This is a genomic window from Streptomyces sp. NPDC048211 (assembly GCF_043202315.1).
Classification (GTDB): domain Bacteria; phylum Actinomycetota; class Actinomycetes; order Streptomycetales; family Streptomycetaceae; genus Streptomyces.
Genome location: NZ_JBIDAD010000012.1, coordinates 1 through 16,376, shown reverse-complemented (window position 1 = coordinate 16,376; position 16,376 = coordinate 1). Strand labels below are relative to the sequence as shown.

General features: G+C 71.3%; 13 protein-coding genes. 8 read left to right on the top strand and 5 right to left on the bottom strand.

The genetic code is table 11. The features are described from left to right. Nucleotides 1-137 precede the first annotated feature (137 nt). The 4 genes from ACGFZA_RS33620 (at nucleotide 138) to ybaK (ending at nucleotide 4,297) form a co-directional block, all read left to right on the top strand. Nucleotides 138-1,739 (top strand): oxidoreductase, encoded by a 1,602-nt coding sequence (locus tag ACGFZA_RS33620; RefSeq protein ID WP_385279524.1) that lies wholly within the window; start codon nucleotides 138-140, stop codon nucleotides 1,737-1,739. A 245-nt stretch (nucleotides 1,740-1,984) separates the two neighbouring features. Further along, nucleotides 1,985-3,022 carry a hypothetical protein gene (locus tag ACGFZA_RS33615; protein ID WP_393684169.1) on the top strand — a complete coding sequence of 346 codons (1,038 nt, stop codon included), beginning with the start codon at nucleotides 1,985-1,987 and terminating at the stop codon, nucleotides 3,020-3,022. Between the two features lie 5 nt (nucleotides 3,023-3,027). Continuing rightward, nucleotides 3,028-3,771: an LON peptidase substrate-binding domain-containing protein gene (locus ACGFZA_RS33610; RefSeq protein ID WP_393684167.1), complete on the top strand. Its 744-nt coding sequence runs from the start codon at nucleotides 3,028-3,030 to the stop codon at nucleotides 3,769-3,771. Between the two features lie 22 nt (nucleotides 3,772-3,793). Further along, complete coding sequence (gene ybaK, locus ACGFZA_RS33605; protein ID WP_393684165.1) at nucleotides 3,794-4,297, top strand: Cys-tRNA(Pro) deacylase; 504 nt, start codon at nucleotides 3,794-3,796, stop codon at nucleotides 4,295-4,297. A 296-nt stretch (nucleotides 4,298-4,593) separates the two neighbouring features. Here ybaK and ACGFZA_RS33600 read toward each other — a convergent pair whose 3' ends face one another. The 4 genes from ACGFZA_RS33600 to ACGFZA_RS33585 all read right to left on the bottom strand — a co-directional run bounded on the left by ACGFZA_RS33600 (nucleotide 4,594) and on the right by ACGFZA_RS33585 (nucleotide 8,968). Further along, nucleotides 4,594-5,394 carry an ABC transporter permease gene (locus tag ACGFZA_RS33600; protein ID WP_385279512.1) on the bottom strand — a complete coding sequence of 267 codons (801 nt, stop codon included), beginning with the start codon at nucleotides 5,392-5,394 and terminating at the stop codon, nucleotides 4,594-4,596. A gap of 34 nt (nucleotides 5,395-5,428) precedes the next feature. Beyond that, nucleotides 5,429-6,301: an ABC transporter permease gene (locus tag ACGFZA_RS33595; protein WP_385279509.1), complete on the bottom strand. Its 873-nt coding sequence runs from the start codon at nucleotides 6,299-6,301 to the stop codon at nucleotides 5,429-5,431. 91 nt (nucleotides 6,302-6,392) lie between these two features. Continuing rightward, a complete protein-coding gene (locus ACGFZA_RS33590; protein ID WP_385279691.1) occupies nucleotides 6,393-7,367 on the bottom strand; it encodes an ABC transporter ATP-binding protein in 975 nt (324 codons plus the stop codon). A 263-nt stretch (nucleotides 7,368-7,630) separates the two neighbouring features. Next, nucleotides 7,631-8,968 (bottom strand): NYN domain-containing protein, encoded by a 1,338-nt coding sequence (locus ACGFZA_RS33585; protein WP_393684162.1) that lies wholly within the window; start codon nucleotides 8,966-8,968, stop codon nucleotides 7,631-7,633. A 261-nt stretch (nucleotides 8,969-9,229) separates the two neighbouring features. On the opposite strand from ACGFZA_RS33585, the gene ACGFZA_RS33580 reads away from it, so the two are divergent. After that, nucleotides 9,230-9,409: a hypothetical protein gene (locus tag ACGFZA_RS33580; RefSeq protein ID WP_148017758.1), complete on the top strand. Its 180-nt coding sequence runs from the start codon at nucleotides 9,230-9,232 to the stop codon at nucleotides 9,407-9,409. A gap of 97 nt (nucleotides 9,410-9,506) precedes the next feature. On the opposite strand, the gene dnaE is transcribed toward ACGFZA_RS33580, so the two are convergent. After that, nucleotides 9,507-13,043: a DNA polymerase III subunit alpha gene (gene dnaE, locus ACGFZA_RS33575; protein ID WP_385279503.1), complete on the bottom strand. Its 3,537-nt coding sequence runs from the start codon at nucleotides 13,041-13,043 to the stop codon at nucleotides 9,507-9,509. A 182-nt stretch (nucleotides 13,044-13,225) separates the two neighbouring features. Here dnaE and ACGFZA_RS33570 point away from each other — a divergent pair, with 182 nt between their 5' ends. The 3 genes from ACGFZA_RS33570 (at nucleotide 13,226) to ACGFZA_RS33560 (ending at nucleotide 16,234) form a co-directional block, all read left to right on the top strand. Then, a complete protein-coding gene (locus tag ACGFZA_RS33570) occupies nucleotides 13,226-14,551 on the top strand; it encodes a DUF2252 domain-containing protein (RefSeq protein ID WP_385279500.1) in 1,326 nt (441 codons plus the stop codon). Nucleotides 14,552-14,637: 86 nt separating this feature from the next. Beyond that, nucleotides 14,638-15,369, top strand: a complete 732-nt coding sequence (locus ACGFZA_RS33565; RefSeq protein WP_393684401.1) for a hypothetical protein — start codon at nucleotides 14,638-14,640, stop codon at nucleotides 15,367-15,369. Between the two features lie 52 nt (nucleotides 15,370-15,421). After that, on the top strand, nucleotides 15,422-16,234 hold the full coding sequence (locus tag ACGFZA_RS33560; protein ID WP_385279497.1) for a DsbA family protein: 813 nt from the start codon (nucleotides 15,422-15,424) through the stop codon (nucleotides 16,232-16,234). Nucleotides 16,235-16,376 lie beyond the last annotated feature (142 nt).

The window sequence follows — 16,376 nt, the reverse complement described above, 5'->3', positions numbered from 1 at the left end:
CGGACGCCCGGACGCCCGTATCACTGGCTGATACATGCCCCCGGTGTGACGGCTGACTATGAGCGTTCACCTGGTCACTCAGAGGGAATAAGGGGATTACGCACCAGGTCTTACGGCTCCGAACGGAAGGAGCGTCGGTGACCGAACCGCATGACGGGGAATTTCCGGAGGGCCTCAGCCCGGCAGAGCGGGGCATGTGGCAGTCCTTCCGGACCGGAACCACCTACGACCTGCGCGCCCGGGACAGGGTGCGCGACGATCCCTTCGCCCCGCACGTCTGGGGCCCCGAGCGCAGCGTGGAGGCCCGGGTCGTCGCCCGGCTGCTGCTGAGCGGTCCACAACCCAGGCCGGGCCGGGTGGCCGCGCTGAAGCTCCGGGGGCTGCGGATCACGGGACGGCTCGACCTCGCGGGCGGACGCGTCGATCCGTACGTCGAGCTGACGGGCTGCCGTTTCGAGGAGGAAGTGGTGCTGCCCGAGTGCCACTTCACGACGCTGCGGATGGTGGGGTGCGCGATGCCGCGGCTGGAGGCGGCACGGCTGCGCACGGAGGGTGACCTGCATCTGCCGCGGTGCCGGGTCGAGCGCGGGATCCGGCTCACGGACGCCCAGATCGGCACGGACCTGCTGATCAGCCAGATCGACATCGGCCCCGACCGGCAGGGCCGGGCGCTCGTCGGTGACGGGCTCACGGTCGCCCAGGACCTGCAGGCCGAGATGATCGAGACGCTGGGCGAGCTGAGCCTGCGCGGGGCGAAGGTGGGCGGTTCGCTGAGCCTGCGCGGCAGCCGGCTGCGGGCGACGCGAGGGCGCCGCGCGCTCAACGCCCCTCAGCTGAGCGTGGAGCGGACGCTGTACATGAGCGAGGCCTGGGTCAGCGTCGACACGGGCAACCAGGGCAACACTCCCCCGTACGGCGTCATCAACTTCCCGACCCCGGCCCGCGGCACCCGCCCGCAGGTCTTCCGGTGCCGGGGCGGGGTGCGGCTGGACGACGGGCGGTTCGGTGACGCGGTCGATCTGCACAAGGCCGTCTTCGTGCTGGCCGGCCACGAGGAGCTGTCGCTGCGCCGGATCGTCGCCCCGGAACTGCGGTTCAACCCGGCGCGCCCGGCGCAGGGCAGGGTGGTGCTCAACGGGGCGAAGGTCGTCACGCTGATCGACGTGTCGACCAGCTGGCCGGGCCCGGGCGGTCTCGCGATGGGCGGCTTCGTGTACGAGAACCTCGTCCCGTACGGGCACTTCCCGCTCTCCCGCCGGCTGGAGTGGGTGGCGGCGGCGACCCCGGAGTACGTGCCGGAGCCGTACGAGCGGCTGGCCGCCGTCCTCCGCAGCAGCGGGGAGGACGCGGACGCCCGCGAGGTGCTGCTCGCCAAGCAGCGACGGCGCCGCGAGACGCTGCCGCCCGCCGCGAAGCTCTGGGGATTCGTCCAGGACTGGACGGTGGCGTACGGCTACCGGCCCGGACGTGCCGCGGTGTGGATGGCTGTGCTGTGGGCGGCGGGCACGGTGGCGTTCTCGCGGTACGAACCGGCGTCGATCAAGGGCAGCGAGCATCCCGAGTGGAATCCCGCGCTGTACGCGCTGGATCTGCTGGTGCCCGTGATCAATCTCGGCCAGGACGGGTACTGGCGGCTGGAGGGCGGCTGGCAGTGGGTCGCGGCGGCCCTGGTCGTCCTGGGTTGGATACTGGCCACCACCGTCGCGGCGGGCGCCTCACGGATGCTGCGCCGCAGCTGACCCGGCGGGCGGCCTCGTGGGAGGTCGCCCCGGCCCGGCCTCCGTGCAGCGGCGGGCCGCGGGGAGTCCGGCCGGACGCACCCCGGGCACCGGGCACACCACCGGATCACCTCACCGGAACGTCCGGAACAGGCCAGATTCCACGATTTCCTTTACTCTTTCTTGGCCCCGGCCTGTACAACCCATCCACTCGGCACCAAAGCTTCACAGCGCCCCCCTGGCGCCGCCCCGACCAGCGCTTTTCAATGGTCTGCACCATGCCTTTCCTCCGCGCTCTGCTCCGTACCGCGCGCATGATCCGGCACACCCCGGAACTGTCCGCCGGGTTGCCGGCGGACCATGCGGTGATGCTCGACGCCCCCGACGAGCAGCTCTCCCCCGCGCTGGTGGCGGCCGCCCTCGGGGAGTACGAACCGGCGGCGAAACTGCTGGCGACGACCCGGGAGGCCGCCGAGTGGGAGAGCCGGGACCGTTATCTGAACCGGCTGGTGGCCTTCGCCCGCAACCGGGACGGCTGGCTCCGCGACTGGCTGGCCGCCGCCCCGCGCGACTGCGACGCGATCCTCGTCAAGGCCCAGCTCGCGGTCGAGCGGGCCTGGGAGTCGCCGGCCCGCGCCGAGCAGCTGCGCGCGGTCGGGCCGATGATCACGGCGGCGGCCGAGGGTGATCCGCGCGACCCGGTTCCCTGGCGCCTCGCGCTGGACCACGCCCGCGGCACCCATGCCTCGCACACCACGTTCGAGGCGCTGTGGGAACAGGCCATACAGCGCTCCACGCACCACTACGGCTGCCATGTCGCCGCTCTCCAGTACCTCTCCGCGGCCTGGTACGGCTCGCACCGCGAGTGCTTCGACTTCGCCGAGCGGGCGGCCGAGGACTCCCTGCCCAGTTCCCTGGTGCAGGCGCTGCCGCTGCGGGCCGCCTTCGCGGTGCTGACCGAGGGGGCGGGCGCCGGGTTCACCTCGGTGCAGGAGGAACGGATCGACGCCGCGGCGGACCTGGCGATCTCGCTGTCCGCCACCTTCGCTCCGGGCGACGCCTGGCCGGCCGAGGTGCGCAATCTGCTCGCGTACGTGCTGGTGGCGCGGGGCCGGTGGGGCGAGGCGCTGGAACAGTTCCGGCAGATCGGACCCCATGCGTCGTCGTTCCCCTGGGTCTGTGTGTCCGACGATCCGCTCGGCGGTTTCCTCGACGTACGGGACGAAGCACGGCTCCGGGTGGCCTCGGGGACGCCGCTCGGCCACCGGGCCGACCGGGGCCGGGCGCGCGGCCATTACGCTTGACCGTTGTGACCACCGCTCGCCTGCCTCTGTTTCCGCTGAACGCGGTGCTGTTTCCCGGCCTTGTGCTGCCGCTGAACGTCTTCGAGGAGCGTTATCGCGCCATGATGCGCGAGCTGCTGAAGACCGACGAGGACGAACCGCGCCGCTTCGCCGTGGTCGCCATCCGCGACGGCCGCGAGACCGCGCCGACGGCCGCGGGCATGCCGGACTCGGTGACCCTCCCCGTCGAGCGCGGTCCGGCGGACGGCTTCGGCCCGGATCCCGTCCAGACGTTCCACCGCGTGGGCTGTATCGCCGACGCCGCGAAGATCCGGGAGCGTTCGGACGGCAGTTTCGAGGTGCTGGCGACCGGCACCAGCAGGGTGAAGCTCCTCTCCGTGGACGCGAGCGGCCCCTTTCTCACCGCCGAGCTCGAAGAGCTGGACGAGGATCCGGGCGAGGGGGCGGAGGCCCTCACCGAGGGCGTCCTGCGTGCCTTCCGCGCGTACCAGAAGCGGCTGGCGGGCGCGAACGAGCGCTCCCTGACCACGGGCGCCGACCTGCCCGACGAGCCGTCGGTCGTCTCCTATCTGGTCGCCGCCGCCGCGGTCCTGGACATCCCCGCAAAACAGCGGCTGCTCCAGGCCCCGGACACGGCGACCCGGCTGCGCGAGGAGCTGACGATCCTGCGCTCCGAGACCGCCGTCATCCGCCATCTCCCGTCGTTGCCCGCCGTGGAACTCACCCGGGCCCCGACCCACCCCAACTGAGCGACCGGAGGGCCACTCCCCCGTGGCGAAGAAGCCCAAGAAGCAGCCCCAGTCCGGCGGAACCCCCGCGACGGTCGCGCTGACGGCGGCCGGCACGGAGTTCACGGTGCACGCGTACGAGCACGATCCCGCGTCGGCCTCCTACGGCGAGGAGGCGGCCGAGGCCCTCGGCGTCTCCCCCGACCGGGTGTTCAAGACCCTGGTCGCCGACGTGGACGGCCACCTGACGGTCGCGGTCGTCCCCGTGGCGGGCTCCCTTGACCTGAAGGCCCTGGCCTCGGCGGCCGGCGGCAAGCGCGCCACCATGGCGGACCCGGCAGCGGCGGAGCGCACCACGGGCTACGTCCTCGGCGGCATCTCCCCCCTGGGCCAGCGCAAGCGGCTGCCCACGGTCCTGGACGCGTCGGCGCGGTCCCACGCGACGATCTGCGTATCGGCGGGGCGCCGGGGCCTGGAGGTCGAACTGTCCCCCACGGACCTGGCGGCGCTGACGGGCGCGCTCTTCGCACCGATCGGCCGCGCGTAGGAGGCGGTCGGCGGTGCCTCGCGGAGGACGCGGTGCACCGCCCCCCATCGCCCCGGTTCCGTCCTCAAACGCCGGACAGGCTGAACATCGCCCCGCCCACCCCACGCCACGGGCCCGGCCACCTCCAGCCCACCTGCGGTCCAAGACCGGGGACACACCCACGGACCGGGCCACTTCCAGCCCGTCCGGCGATTGAGGACCGGGGTCCGGGGCAGAGCCCCGGTTACGGGAAGGGGCGGGTAGGGGACAAGCCCCGCGCAGCGGCCCCGCTCACGCCCGGCAGGCGGCTCCGCCGCTCAGGCAGGCGGCTCCGGCCGCTCGGACGGCTCGGCCCGCTCGGCCCGCTCGGACGGCTCGGACGGCTCGGCCCGCTCGGACGAGGACACCGGACCGTCCGCCACCGCACCTGACGGCGCCGCACCGTCCTGCGCCGCACCCGACGGCGCCGCACCCGACGGCACCGGGTGGTACACCCCCCACTCCGGCTCCGGATCCCGCGGCCCGAACAGCGCCGTCAGCCCCAGATGCACGGCCATCGCCGCCAGCGACCAAGCCAGCAGCGCCCCCTTCGCGTGCAGCTCCAGCGGTGCGTCGAAGATCACGCCCTTGCCGACCTCGCGCGCGTGCGCGACCACGTCGTCGGTCGGCCCCAGCCAGGTGCCGATCCGCCACGCCAGGAGCGAGCCGAGTACGCCGCCCACGGCGAGCCCCACCACGAGGGCGATCCCGCCCTTCCGGTGGAACCAGAAGACCAGCCCCGCCGAGACCGCACCGAAAGCCAGCGCGAGCAGCGCGAACGTACCGTCGGCACCGATCGCCTCCTCGCCCTCGCTGTTGCTGAGGAAGACGGCCGTGTCGTCCGAGACCAGCGGCACCCGCGGTGCCAGCCACAGCCAGAGCAGTCCGAGCGCCACGCCGGCGACCGTCACGGCGGCAGCGATCACCGCTGCCCTGCGCACGTCCTTGCGGAGTTCCCTCTCCTCCGGCGACTCCAGCAGGGTTCCGAGGTGCGAACCCGTGGGGCTGCCGCCTTCCGGCGGCGTCTGCCACGGGTCGTGGGGCGAGGGCTGGTGCGGCGGCGTCAGAGGTGCTGTCACCGTGCCATCGTGCCAGGCGTCCCTGTGGCGCGCCTCACCGGACCGCTGCCCTGCGGTACGCCCAGGTCGCCACGGCGAGCGAGAGGACGCCCACGACGGCGCAGACGCCCAGATCGAGGAGGATGACGGCCCAGTCGGGGTGGGCGTCGAAGGAGCGGGCGAGGGCCTCGACCCCGTACGTCGAAGGCAGCAGGTCGCGTGCCCAGCCGATCGGTCCGGGCAGCCGGTCCGCCGGGAGCACGCCGAGCAGCAGCGCGGCGGACATGCCCAGCTGGCCCAGCAGCGTGGCCAGCTCCTGCCGGGGCGCGAGCAGCCCGAACGCCGCGCCGAGTCCGGAGAGCGCCGCGCCGGAGAGCGGGATGACCGCGACGAGCACCCACAGATGGGTCAGCGGCAGCCCGAACAGGACACTGCCCGTCACCGCCGTCACGATCGTGCCGGGCACGGTGAAGGAGGCGTACGCGGCGGCCGCTCCGAGCACGACGGAGGCGGGCGGCACCGGCAGGGTCGCGTAATGGTCGAGCCCTCCCGCGGCCCGCAGCTGCCCGAAGTACTGGGCCAGCATGTTCAGCGCGACGAAGGCGACGACCAGCACACTGGACCCGGCCACGACGGCGCGGGCCTCGGAACCTCCGTCCACGACCCCGCGCATCAGGACCATGATCCCGATGGACTGGAAGGTCGCCACGAAGAGCAGCGGGATGCGGGCGACGCGGGCCCGGGACAGCTGGGCCCGGTAGACCGCGGCGAGCGAGGGGAACAGCCGGGCGCGCGGCGCGAGCGGCGCGGGCTCCGGGGCCGGTGCCGCGTCGTCGCCGCCGGCCGGACCGGGCCGCCCGTGGGAATCGGTCCGGCCCGTCCGGTCCGCCTGCCCGGACACCGCTTCCGCAGGAACGATGCTCGTCACCTGGCGCTGCTCCTGTTCGGTCCCTGCCCGGCCGCGCACCCGCACCGGTCCGTTTCGGCCGCTGTGGCCACCGCACTGATCCGACATCGCGTCATGACTTCACCAGCCCCTTGGTCGCGTCCCCGCCGAGCGCCAGGTAGACATCCTCCAGGCTGGGTGTCGCCAGGGTGAAGTCGTCGAGTGCGGCGAAGGCCGCACCACCGGTCACGGCCGCGACCGCCGCCCGTGCCTCGTCGGGCCCGAGCCGCAGCACCCAGCGGCGGCCGGACTCCTGCGCGGACGCCCGCAGTGCGGCGACCTCGGGCACGTCCAGGGGTGCGCGCTCGCGCCACACCAGTTCCACCCGGACCTCGCCCGCGACGCGCTCCTTGAGCCCGGCGGGGGTGTCGCAGGCGATGACCTTGCCGCGTTCCATGACGGCGACCCGGTCGAGCACGGTCTCCGCCTCGATGACGTTGTGGGTGACCAGCAGCACCGTCGCGCCGCGCTCGGCGCGCCGGCGGTCGACGGCGGCCCAGACGGCGCGCCGGGCCACGGGGTCCATGCCGGTCGTCGGCTCGTCGAGGATGAGGACCGGCCGGTCGCCGACCAGCGCGGCCGCGACGCAGGCGAGCCGTCGCTGTCCGCCGGAGAGCTTCTTCAGGGGGCGGCCGGCGAGCTCGCCGAGGCCGAGTTCGCCGAGTACCGCGTCGCGTTCGGCACGGGCCTCGCGTACCGGCAGGCCACGCAGCCGTCCGGTCGTCTCGGCGGCGAGCCCGACGGTCAGCTCGTCGAGCGCGGTCGATTCCTGCCCGAGGTAGCCGATCAGCCGGGAGGCCCGTTCGGGATGGCGCACGAGGTCGTGGCCCAGCAGGTCGACGCTGCCCGAGTCGGGCCGCATCAGTCCGGTGAGCTGTCGTACGAGGGTCGACTTGCCGGCGCCGTTGGGGCCGAGCAGTCCGAAGATCTCACCGCGCCGGATGTCCAGGCTGATGCCGTCGGTGGCGCGCACTTCGGGGGTGGCGGGCGTGCCGCGCCGGCCCCGGGCCGCGGGATAGATCTTGACCAGGTCACGCACCGCGCACACAGTGCCGTTCGCCGTCTGCGCCTGTGCTGTGCCCGTACTCACGAGGTACGAGGGTACGGGGTCCGGGGACCCGCATTACGCCCGGGGCCGCACCGATCGGACATCAACGCGGCGAAGCGCGGCCGGGTTGAGCGCCTCCGGTACCGATGCGCGCTCGGTCCGCAGAGGCCGTCCGGTGCCGGATAGACCCCGGTCCGCGATGCCGTCCGGTGCCGGGACCGAGCTATGGCCGTCCCCGCAGCCGTCCGGCGACCGGGACGCGCTCAGTCCCCGGAAGCCGCCGCCTTCTCCGGTTTCCCGGCGGCAGGAGCGTGCCGGTCGGCCGCCGGAGGGTGCTTCTCACCTGCCGGGGTGTGTTCCGCCGCCGCCCGTACGTCGATCTCGCGCCAGAATCCCGCCCGGATCGCATACCGGTCGTGCTCGTCGATCTGGTCGTCCTTGTGGGCGAGGAGCCCGAAGCGGGCGGCGTACCGAAGGAGTTCGCCGTCGATGCGGTGCGGGATGCGGGGGTACATGGTGGACAGCTTCTGCAGGTGGACGGTCTCCGGCAGGCGTTCCATCCAGCGCCGGGCGAAGACCTGCCCCACCTCGAAGGGGTCACCGCCGACCGTGGTGATGTCCTCCTCCCGGTCCGCCCAGCGCTGCTCGGCACTGGTGACCTGGGCCAGCGTCGGCAGGGAGGCCGTCTCGGGGGGTTCACCGAGGGGGCCGCCGCGCTCCACCCACCCCCGGTCGGACGACCAGCGCAGGGTCGCGCCGGCGGGCGGCGGGGCGGGGTGCGGCCGGTCCGCCTGGGCCCCGGGGCCGCGCAAGGTGCCGGCGAGGTCCTTCGGGGTGGGGACACCACGGCCGCCGTGACCGTGCGCGGAGTGGCCGGTGTTCTCGTCCGGCGGCGCGGACGTGCCGTTGCGGGCGTCGGCTTCGGCCTGGGCCTCCGAGGCCCGCTCGGCGGAGGCCGCGAGGGCCGCCTCGGGCAGCGGCGCGGAGAGGATCGCGGCGATCTCGGGGCGCGGTGCGGGAGGCGGGGCGCACGCGCCGCCGGTCTCCTTGGCCCGGACGGCCTGGGTGATCCAGGCCCGGTCCAGCACGCGCCGCTCGTCGGCCTCCGCGACCAGGTCCTCCGACTGGTTGTAGTCACCGTCGGCGGCCTGGACGGCCCAGAGGTGGACGGCGACGCCGTGCTCCTTGGCGGACATCAGGCCGGGCAGCAGATCGCCGTCGCCGGTCACCAGGACGACGTCCGAGCAGGCCCGGTTCCTGGCAAGTTCGGTGAGCTCGGCGTGCATCGCCGCGTCGACGCCCTTCTGCGCCCACCGCCCGTCGCTGCGGGTCAGGGCGCCCAGCCGTACCGTCACCCGCGGCATGACGCGCAGCCTGCGGTGTTCGGGCTGGGGTACGCGGTCGGGGGCGCCGTCGAACCAGTAGATCCGCAGCAGAGGCTGTTCCGTATCGGCCTCGGCCCGCTCCCGCAGGCCCTGGATCAGGGCCGCGTGGTCGACGGTGATGCGGGAACGGACGGGCTCACCGGCCAGCAGGCTCGCGGCCGCGCCCAGCAGGTAACCGGCATCCACCAGGACGACGCAACGGTCCACGCGTTCCACCCTCTTCCAGGAATTCGGGAACGACTCCAACGGGTCCGGTCTTCGGGAAACGATCGGATCCGCTTACTCAGGGTTTCCTTCGAGTCTGCCCGACCATGCGGGGGTTGACGGCCGGAACTCGATCATCGGCGTGGCGGATCCGGAAAATCGGCGCATCATACCCCCTCACTACGCACAGTAATGATCCAACATGCGATGTTTATCCGATTATGTGAATCTGACAGCGGTCCTGGCCCCGAGAGTCCCCCTAGGAGGAACACCATGGCCAAGAACAAGAACCGCAAGCAGGGCAGCCAGCAGGACCGCGCGTCCGAGTCGGAGCGCGGTGCGCAGGAGGCACGGTCCACGGCTTTCGAGTCGCAGAACCAGCCCCAGGCGCAGTCCCAGGGCAGTCCTGCCGATGTTGCTCGTAAGCATCAGCGGCGCTTCGGCCACAACTGACCGGACTTCTCCGGTACGGCCACAGGCCGGTAGCCGAGAGGGGCGCACCCGCTTTCCGCGGGGCGCCCCTCTCGTGCGTGCGGGCCGGTCCGGGGTCTCAGCCGGCCAGGCAGGACGGGCCGAGCAGCACCTTCAGGTCGCCGAAGAGCGCCGGGTCGGCCTTCACGCGGTGCCGGTCGAGCCGGAGCACCGTGGTCTTGCGGGGGCCCTGGAGCCTGATCCGCACCTCGGTGTCGCCCCGGTGGCTGTTGAGCACCTCGCCGAGCCGGCTGACCATGGGCGGGGTGATCTTGACGGTGGGGATGGTCAGGACCACGGGTGCGTTGGTGCCCGCGTTCGAGATGTCGGGGACCTGCATCTCCATGGCGACGAGCCGGGGCACGTCCTCGCGCTTGTCGAGCCGGCCCTTGACGAAGACGACGGTGTCCTCGACGAGCTGGGTGGAGACCAGCTGGTACGTGGCCGGGAAGAACATGCACTCGATCGAACCGGCCAGGTCCTCGACGGTGGCGATGGCCCAGGCGTTGCCCTGCTTGGTCATCTTGCGCTGGAGGCCGGAGATGATCCCGCCGATGGTGACGATCGCGCCGTCGCTGTGCTCGCCGCCGGTGAGCTGCGAGATCGCCGCGTCGGACTTGTCGCTCAGCACGTGCTCGATACCGAAGAGCGGGTGGTCGGAGACGTAGAGCCCGAGCATCTCGCGCTCCTGGGCCAGCAGGTAGGACTTCTCCCACTCGATGTCGGAGAACTCGACGTCGAGCCCGAAGCCCGGCTCGTCGCTGTCCTCCTCGCCGCCGCCGAAGAGGTCGAACTGCCCCTCTGCCTCCTTGCGCTTGACCTGCACCACGTTGTCGATCATGGGCTCGTGGTGGGCGACGAGCCCCTTGCGGGTGTGGCCCATCTCGTCGAAGGCGCCGGCCTTGATCAGCGATTCCACGGTCCGCTTGTTGCACACGACCGCCTCGACCTTGTCGAGGAAGTCGGGGAAGCTGCTGTACTTCCCCTTCGCCTTGCGGCACCGGATGATCGAGTCGACGACGTTCTGACCGACGTTACGGATGGCCGTCAACCCGAAGAGGATGACGTCGTCACCCTGTGCGGCGAAGTTCGACTCGGACTCGTTGACGTTCGGCGGGAGCACCTTGATGCCCATGCGGCGGCACTCGTTGAGGTAGACGGCCGACTTGTCCTTGTCGTCCTTGACCGAGGTGAGCAGCGCCGCCATGTACTCGGCGGGGTAGTTGGCCTTGAGGTATCCGGTCCAGTAGGTGACCAGGCCGTACGCGGAGGAGTGCGCCTTGTTGAAGGCGTATCCGGCGAACGGGACCAGCACGTCCCACAGCGCCTTGATCGCGGCGTCGGAGAAGCCGTTCTTCTTGGCGCCCGCCTCGAACAGGACGAAGTTCTTCGCCAGCTCGTCGGCCTTCTTCTTGCCCATCACGCGGCGCAGGATGTCGGCCTCGCCGAGCGAGTACCCGGCGACGATCTGGGCGGCCTTCTGCACCTGCTCCTGGTACACGATCAGGCCGTAGGTGAGGCCGAGGACCTCCTTGAGCGGCTCCTCCAGCTCCGGGTGGATCGGAGTGATCTCCTGGCGGGCGTTCTTGCGCTCGGCGTAGTTCGTGTGCGAGTTCATGCCCATCGGGCCCGGCCGGTACAGGGCCGAGACGGCGGAGATGTCCTCGAAGTTGTCGGGCTGCATCTGGCGCAGCAGGGAGCGCATCGGCCCGCCGTCGAACTGGAACACCCCGAGCGTGTCGCCCCGGCAGAGCAGTTCGTACGTCTTGGGGTCGTCCAGGGGCAGCGCCAGCATCTCCAGGTCGATGCCCTTGTTGGCCTTCACCATCTTGATGGCGTCGTCCATGATCGTCAGGTTGCGCAGGCCCAGGAAGTCCATCTTGAGCAGGCCGAGCGACTCGCACTGGGGGTAGTCCCACTGGGTGATCGTCACGCCGTCGGTGTGCCGCACCCAGATCGGCGCGTGGTCGACGATCGGCTCGCTGGACATGATGACGCCGGCGGCGTGCACGCCCATCTGCCGGACCAGGCCCTCGACGCCCTTGGCGGTGTCGATGACCTTCTGGACGTCCGGCTCGTTCTCGTACATCCCCCGGATCTCGCCGGCCTCGCTGTAGCGCGGGTGCTTGGGGTCCGTGATGCCGTTGAGGTCGATGCCCTTGCCGAGGACGTCGGCGGGCATGGCCTTGGTGAGGCGGTCGCCCATCGCGTACGGGTAGCCGAGGACGCGGGCGGAGTCCTTGATCGCGTTCTTGGCCTTGATCTTGCCGTAGGTGCCGATCATGGCGACCTTGTCGGCGCCGTACTTCTCCGTCACGTACCTGATCACCTCGACGCGCCTGCGCTCGTCGAAGTCGATGTCGACATCGGGCATGGAGACGCGCTCGGGGTTGAGGAACCGCTCGAAGATCAGCCCGTGCTCGATCGGGTCGAGGTCGGTGATGCCCATGGCGTACGACACGATCGAACCGGCGGCGGAGCCTCGGCCGGGGCCGACCGCGATGCCGTTGTTCTTGGCCCACATGATGAAGTCGGCGACGACCAGGAAGTACCCCGGGAACCCCATCTGGATGATGATGTCCATCTCGTACTCGACCTGCTTCTGCCGGTCCTCGGGGACCCCGCCCGGGAAGCGGCGGTTCATCCCGACCCGGACCTCCTCCTGGAACCAGGTGATCTCCGTGAAGCCCTCGGGGATGTCGAACTTCGGCATCAGGTCGCGCTTCTCGAACATCCCGGTGGTGTCGATCTGCTGCGCGACCAGCAGGGTGTTGGCGCAGCCCTCCTGCCAGGCGTCCGAGGAGTCGACGGCGTACATCTCGTCCGTCGTCTTCAGGTAGTAGCCGGTGCCGTCGAAGCGGAAGCGGTCCGGGTCGGAGAGGTTCTTGCCGGTCTGGATGCAGAGCAGCGCGTCGTGCGCGGTCGCCTCGCTGGCGTAGGTGTAGTGCGAGTCGTTCGTCACGAGCGGCGGGATGTTCAGCTTCTTGCCGATTTCGAGGAGCCCGTCACGGACCCTGCGCTCGATCTCGATGCCGTGGTCCATCAGCTCCAGGAAGTACTTGCCCTCGCCGAAGATGTCCTTGTAGTCGGAGGCCGCCTGGACCGCCTCGTCGAACTGTCCGAGCCGCAGCCGGGTCTGCACCTCTCCGGAGGGGCAGCCGGTGGACGCGATCAGGCCCTCGGACCACTGGGAGATGGTCTCCTTGTCCATGCGCGGCCACTTCTGCAGCCAGCCCTCGGCGTAGGCGTCCGAGGACAGCTTGAAGAGGTTGTGCAGCCCCTTGGCGTTCGACGCCCAGATCGTCTTGTGGGTGTAGCCACCCGAACCGGAGACGTCGTCGCGCTTCTGGTGCGGCTGCCCCCACTGGATCTTCCGCTTGTGCTTGCGGGACTCCGGAGCGACGTACGCCTCGATCCCGATGATCGGCGTCACGTTCGCCTTGGCGGCCGAATGGAAGAAGTCGTACGCCCCGTGCAGGTTGCCGTGGTCGGTCATCGCGATATGGGACATGCCCATCTCGTTGCACGCCTCGAACATGTCCTTGAGCCGCGCGGCACCGTCCAGCAGCGAGTACTGGGTGTGGACGTGAAGGTGCGTGAAAGGCGGCTTGGTCACGGCGCTGTGCCTCCGGGGGAAGTGAGGGTGGCGGGGCAGGGGGGACAGCGTGGAAGTCTACGTCTCCGAGGCGACAGCCGACGGGCACTCCGCGATACGGTCGCGCGTTGGAAGGGCGAGGACGCCCGTCCGTTTTGTCATGTACGTCGTCATGCAGGCCAGGTACCAGGAGGCACCCAGAGATGTCGGAAACGCAGACCGGCGCAGCGCAGCGCGGGGAGCAGATCCTCGAGGTCTTCGACACGGCTTTCGGTGAGCTGCTGGCCGCCGACCCGGCTGCCTTCCGGGTGAAGTTCCGCAAGATGGCGGGCTCCGCCTTCGCCTTCTACCGGGGCACGGCGTGCCTCTTCTACAACGACCTGGAGCGGGAGCGGCACGGCGGGCCGTACCTGGACGAGCGCACCGGCCGGGTGTGGATCCACGGCGATCTGCACGCGGAGAACTTCGGCACGTACATGGACGCCAACGGGCGTCTGGTCTTCAACGTGAACGACTTCGACGAGGCCTACGTCGGCCCCTTCACCTGGGACCTCAAGCGCTTCGCCGCCTCCGTCGCCCTCCTCGGTTACGCGAAGGCGCTGGGCGACGACCAGATCACCGAGCTCGTCCGCGTCTACGCGGCGGCCTACCGCGAGCGGATCCACGCGCTGGCGACGGGCGCGAAGAACGACGAGGTGCCGCCGTTCACGCTCGACACCGCCGACGGCCCGCTCCTGGGCGCCCTGCGCGTCGCCCGTTCGCTGACCCGGTTCTCGCTGCTGGACTCGATGACCGAGATCCGTGACTTCGAGCGCCGTTTCGCGGAGGGCGGCGGCTCGATCGACCTGGACGCGGCGACGCGCTACAAGGTCCTCGCGGCGTTCGACGGCTATCTGGAGACGCTGCCGGAGTCGAGCCTGACCCGCCCGGACTCCTACCGGGTCAAGGACGTCGTCGGCCGGCGCGGGATCGGCATCGGCTCGGCCGGGCTCCCCTCGTACAACATCCTTCTGGAGGGCAACAGCGACGCCCTGGAGAACGATGTCGTGATCTATCTCAAGCAGGCACAGACCCCCGCCGTCTCCCGGCACATCACGGACGCGGCCGTGCGGACCTACTTCCAGCACGAGGGGCACCGCACGGTGATCTCGCAGCGCGCCCTGCAGGCGCACGCCGACCCGTGGCTGGGCTGGACCGAGCTGGACGGCGCCGGGCAGCTGGTCGCCGAGGTGTCGCCGTACGCGGTCGACCTGGACTGGTCCGACATCGACGAGCCCGAGGAGATCGCGGCGGTCGTCGCCGATCTCGGCCGGGCGACGGCGACGATGCACTCCGCGGCGGACGACGAGAGCGGCCACTCGCTGGTGCCGTTCTCCACCGAGCGGGCGATCGACGCGGCGATCGCGGCGGACGAGGAGGGGTTCGGCGATCTGCTGGTGGACTTCGCCCACAGCTACGGGGCCCGGGCCCGGGCGGACCACCAGATCTTCGTGGACCTGTTCCGCAACGGCCGCATCCCGGGGCTGTAGGAGGCTCGCGACGCGCTGTAAGTCTTCCCACAGGGCCCCGGCCCCTTAGGGCTCGCTTACAGGTTCGCATGCGACACTCCCTGACGATGGACATCTCCGGGACGCAGCTCAGGGTCGTGCGCGCGGCGCTTTTCACGGCGCTCGTCGTGACGCTCTCCGCTGCCTCCCATGTGCTGCTCTCCCGGGTCCCGCTGCCGCTGACCCTCGTCGCCGTGCTGGCCGGCATCGTCTTCGCCGTGGCCTACGCGCTGGCGGGCCGGGAGCGCGGCTTCGGGGCCATCGCCGGACTGCTGGTGCCGCTGGAGCTGGCCGCGGACACCGTCTTCACCACCGGCCAGCACCTCTGCTACGGCGCGGCGGGCGGTCCGATCGCGGGTCCGCTGCGGTCGGTCGGCGTCGACGTGCTGTGCGGCGGCGGTGATGTCGGGACGGGCGCGGCGGGACTCGGCGGCGTCGGCCAGGTGGGTACGCCGCTGACCTCGGTCGCCGCGGGCGGTCACGGCGCGGCCGCGCTGCTCTCCTCGCCCGGCCCCCTGGTGCCGTGGCTGCTGCTGGCCGCGCATGTGACGGTCGGGCTGCTCGCCGCCGCCTGGCTGCACCGTGGTGAGGTGGCCCTCGCCGGGCTCCTGGGTGCCTTCGCCCTGCTGGCGTTCCGGCCGCTGCTGATCGCGGTGGCCGTGGCGGGGGCGGTCCGCCGCTCCGTACGCCTCGAGGTCCGTGCCGCCGGCCCCCGCCCGCACCCGCTCGTCCGGGCCCGCTTCCTGGTGCACTCCGTGGGACGGAGGGGACCGCCGCGCTCGGCCTGCGCCACCGCCTGAGCACGCAAGTCCCTGATGACGTACGACCACGCACCCCACGGAGAACCGAACCATGAGCAAGCGCAACAGCCAGGCCAGCAAGTCCGCCGCCCGTGAGCGGCTGCGCGCGGAGCGCGAGCGCCAGGCGAAGAAGGACAGGACCCGCCGGCAGGTCGTCGTCGGCGTCTCGGTCGTCGCCGCCCTCGCGATCATCGGTGGCGGCGCCTACGGCGTGATGCAGCTGAACAAGCCCGGCCACTGGGACGCCGCGAAGGACGCGAAGAACGTCACCGCGCCGAAGAACACCTCGGGCACCGACGGCACGACCGTGGTGATCGGCAAGTCGACCGCCAAGAAGACCCTGGAGCTGTACGAGGACTCCCGCTGCCCCGTCTGCGCCCAGTTCGAGCAGACCGTCGGCGAGACCGTCCACAAGGACGTCGACGCGGGCAAGTACAAGGTCAAGTACATCGGCGCCACGTTCATCGACAGCAACGGCGGCGAGGGCTCGAAGAACGCGCTGAGCGCCCTGGGTGCCGCGCTGAACGTGAGCCCCGAGGCCTTCCTCGACTACAAGTACGCCCTCTACTCCGCGAAGTACCACCCGGAGGAGACGGACGACAAGTTCAAGGACGACTCGTACCTGATCAAGGTCGCCGACACGGTGGACGCGCTGAAGGGCAACGACGCCTTCCAGAAGAACGTCAAGGACGGCACGTACGACGCCTGGGCGATGAAGATGTCCGCCACCTTCGACAAGAGCGGCGTCGAGGGCACTCCGACGCTGAAGATGAACGGCAAGGCGCTGACCGCCTCGGACAACAAGAACGCCCCGATGACGGTGGCGGACTTCAACACCGCGATCACCGCCGCGCTGAAGGCCTGATCCGCCCGGCCCCGGACGCGGGCGGGGGGGGGGGCGCCCCCCCGGGGCCCCCCCCCCCCCCCCCCCCCCCCCCGGGCCCGCCCCCCCCCCCCCCCCCCCCCCCGGGGGCCCCCCCCCCCGAGCCCCCCCCCGCGGGCCCTGC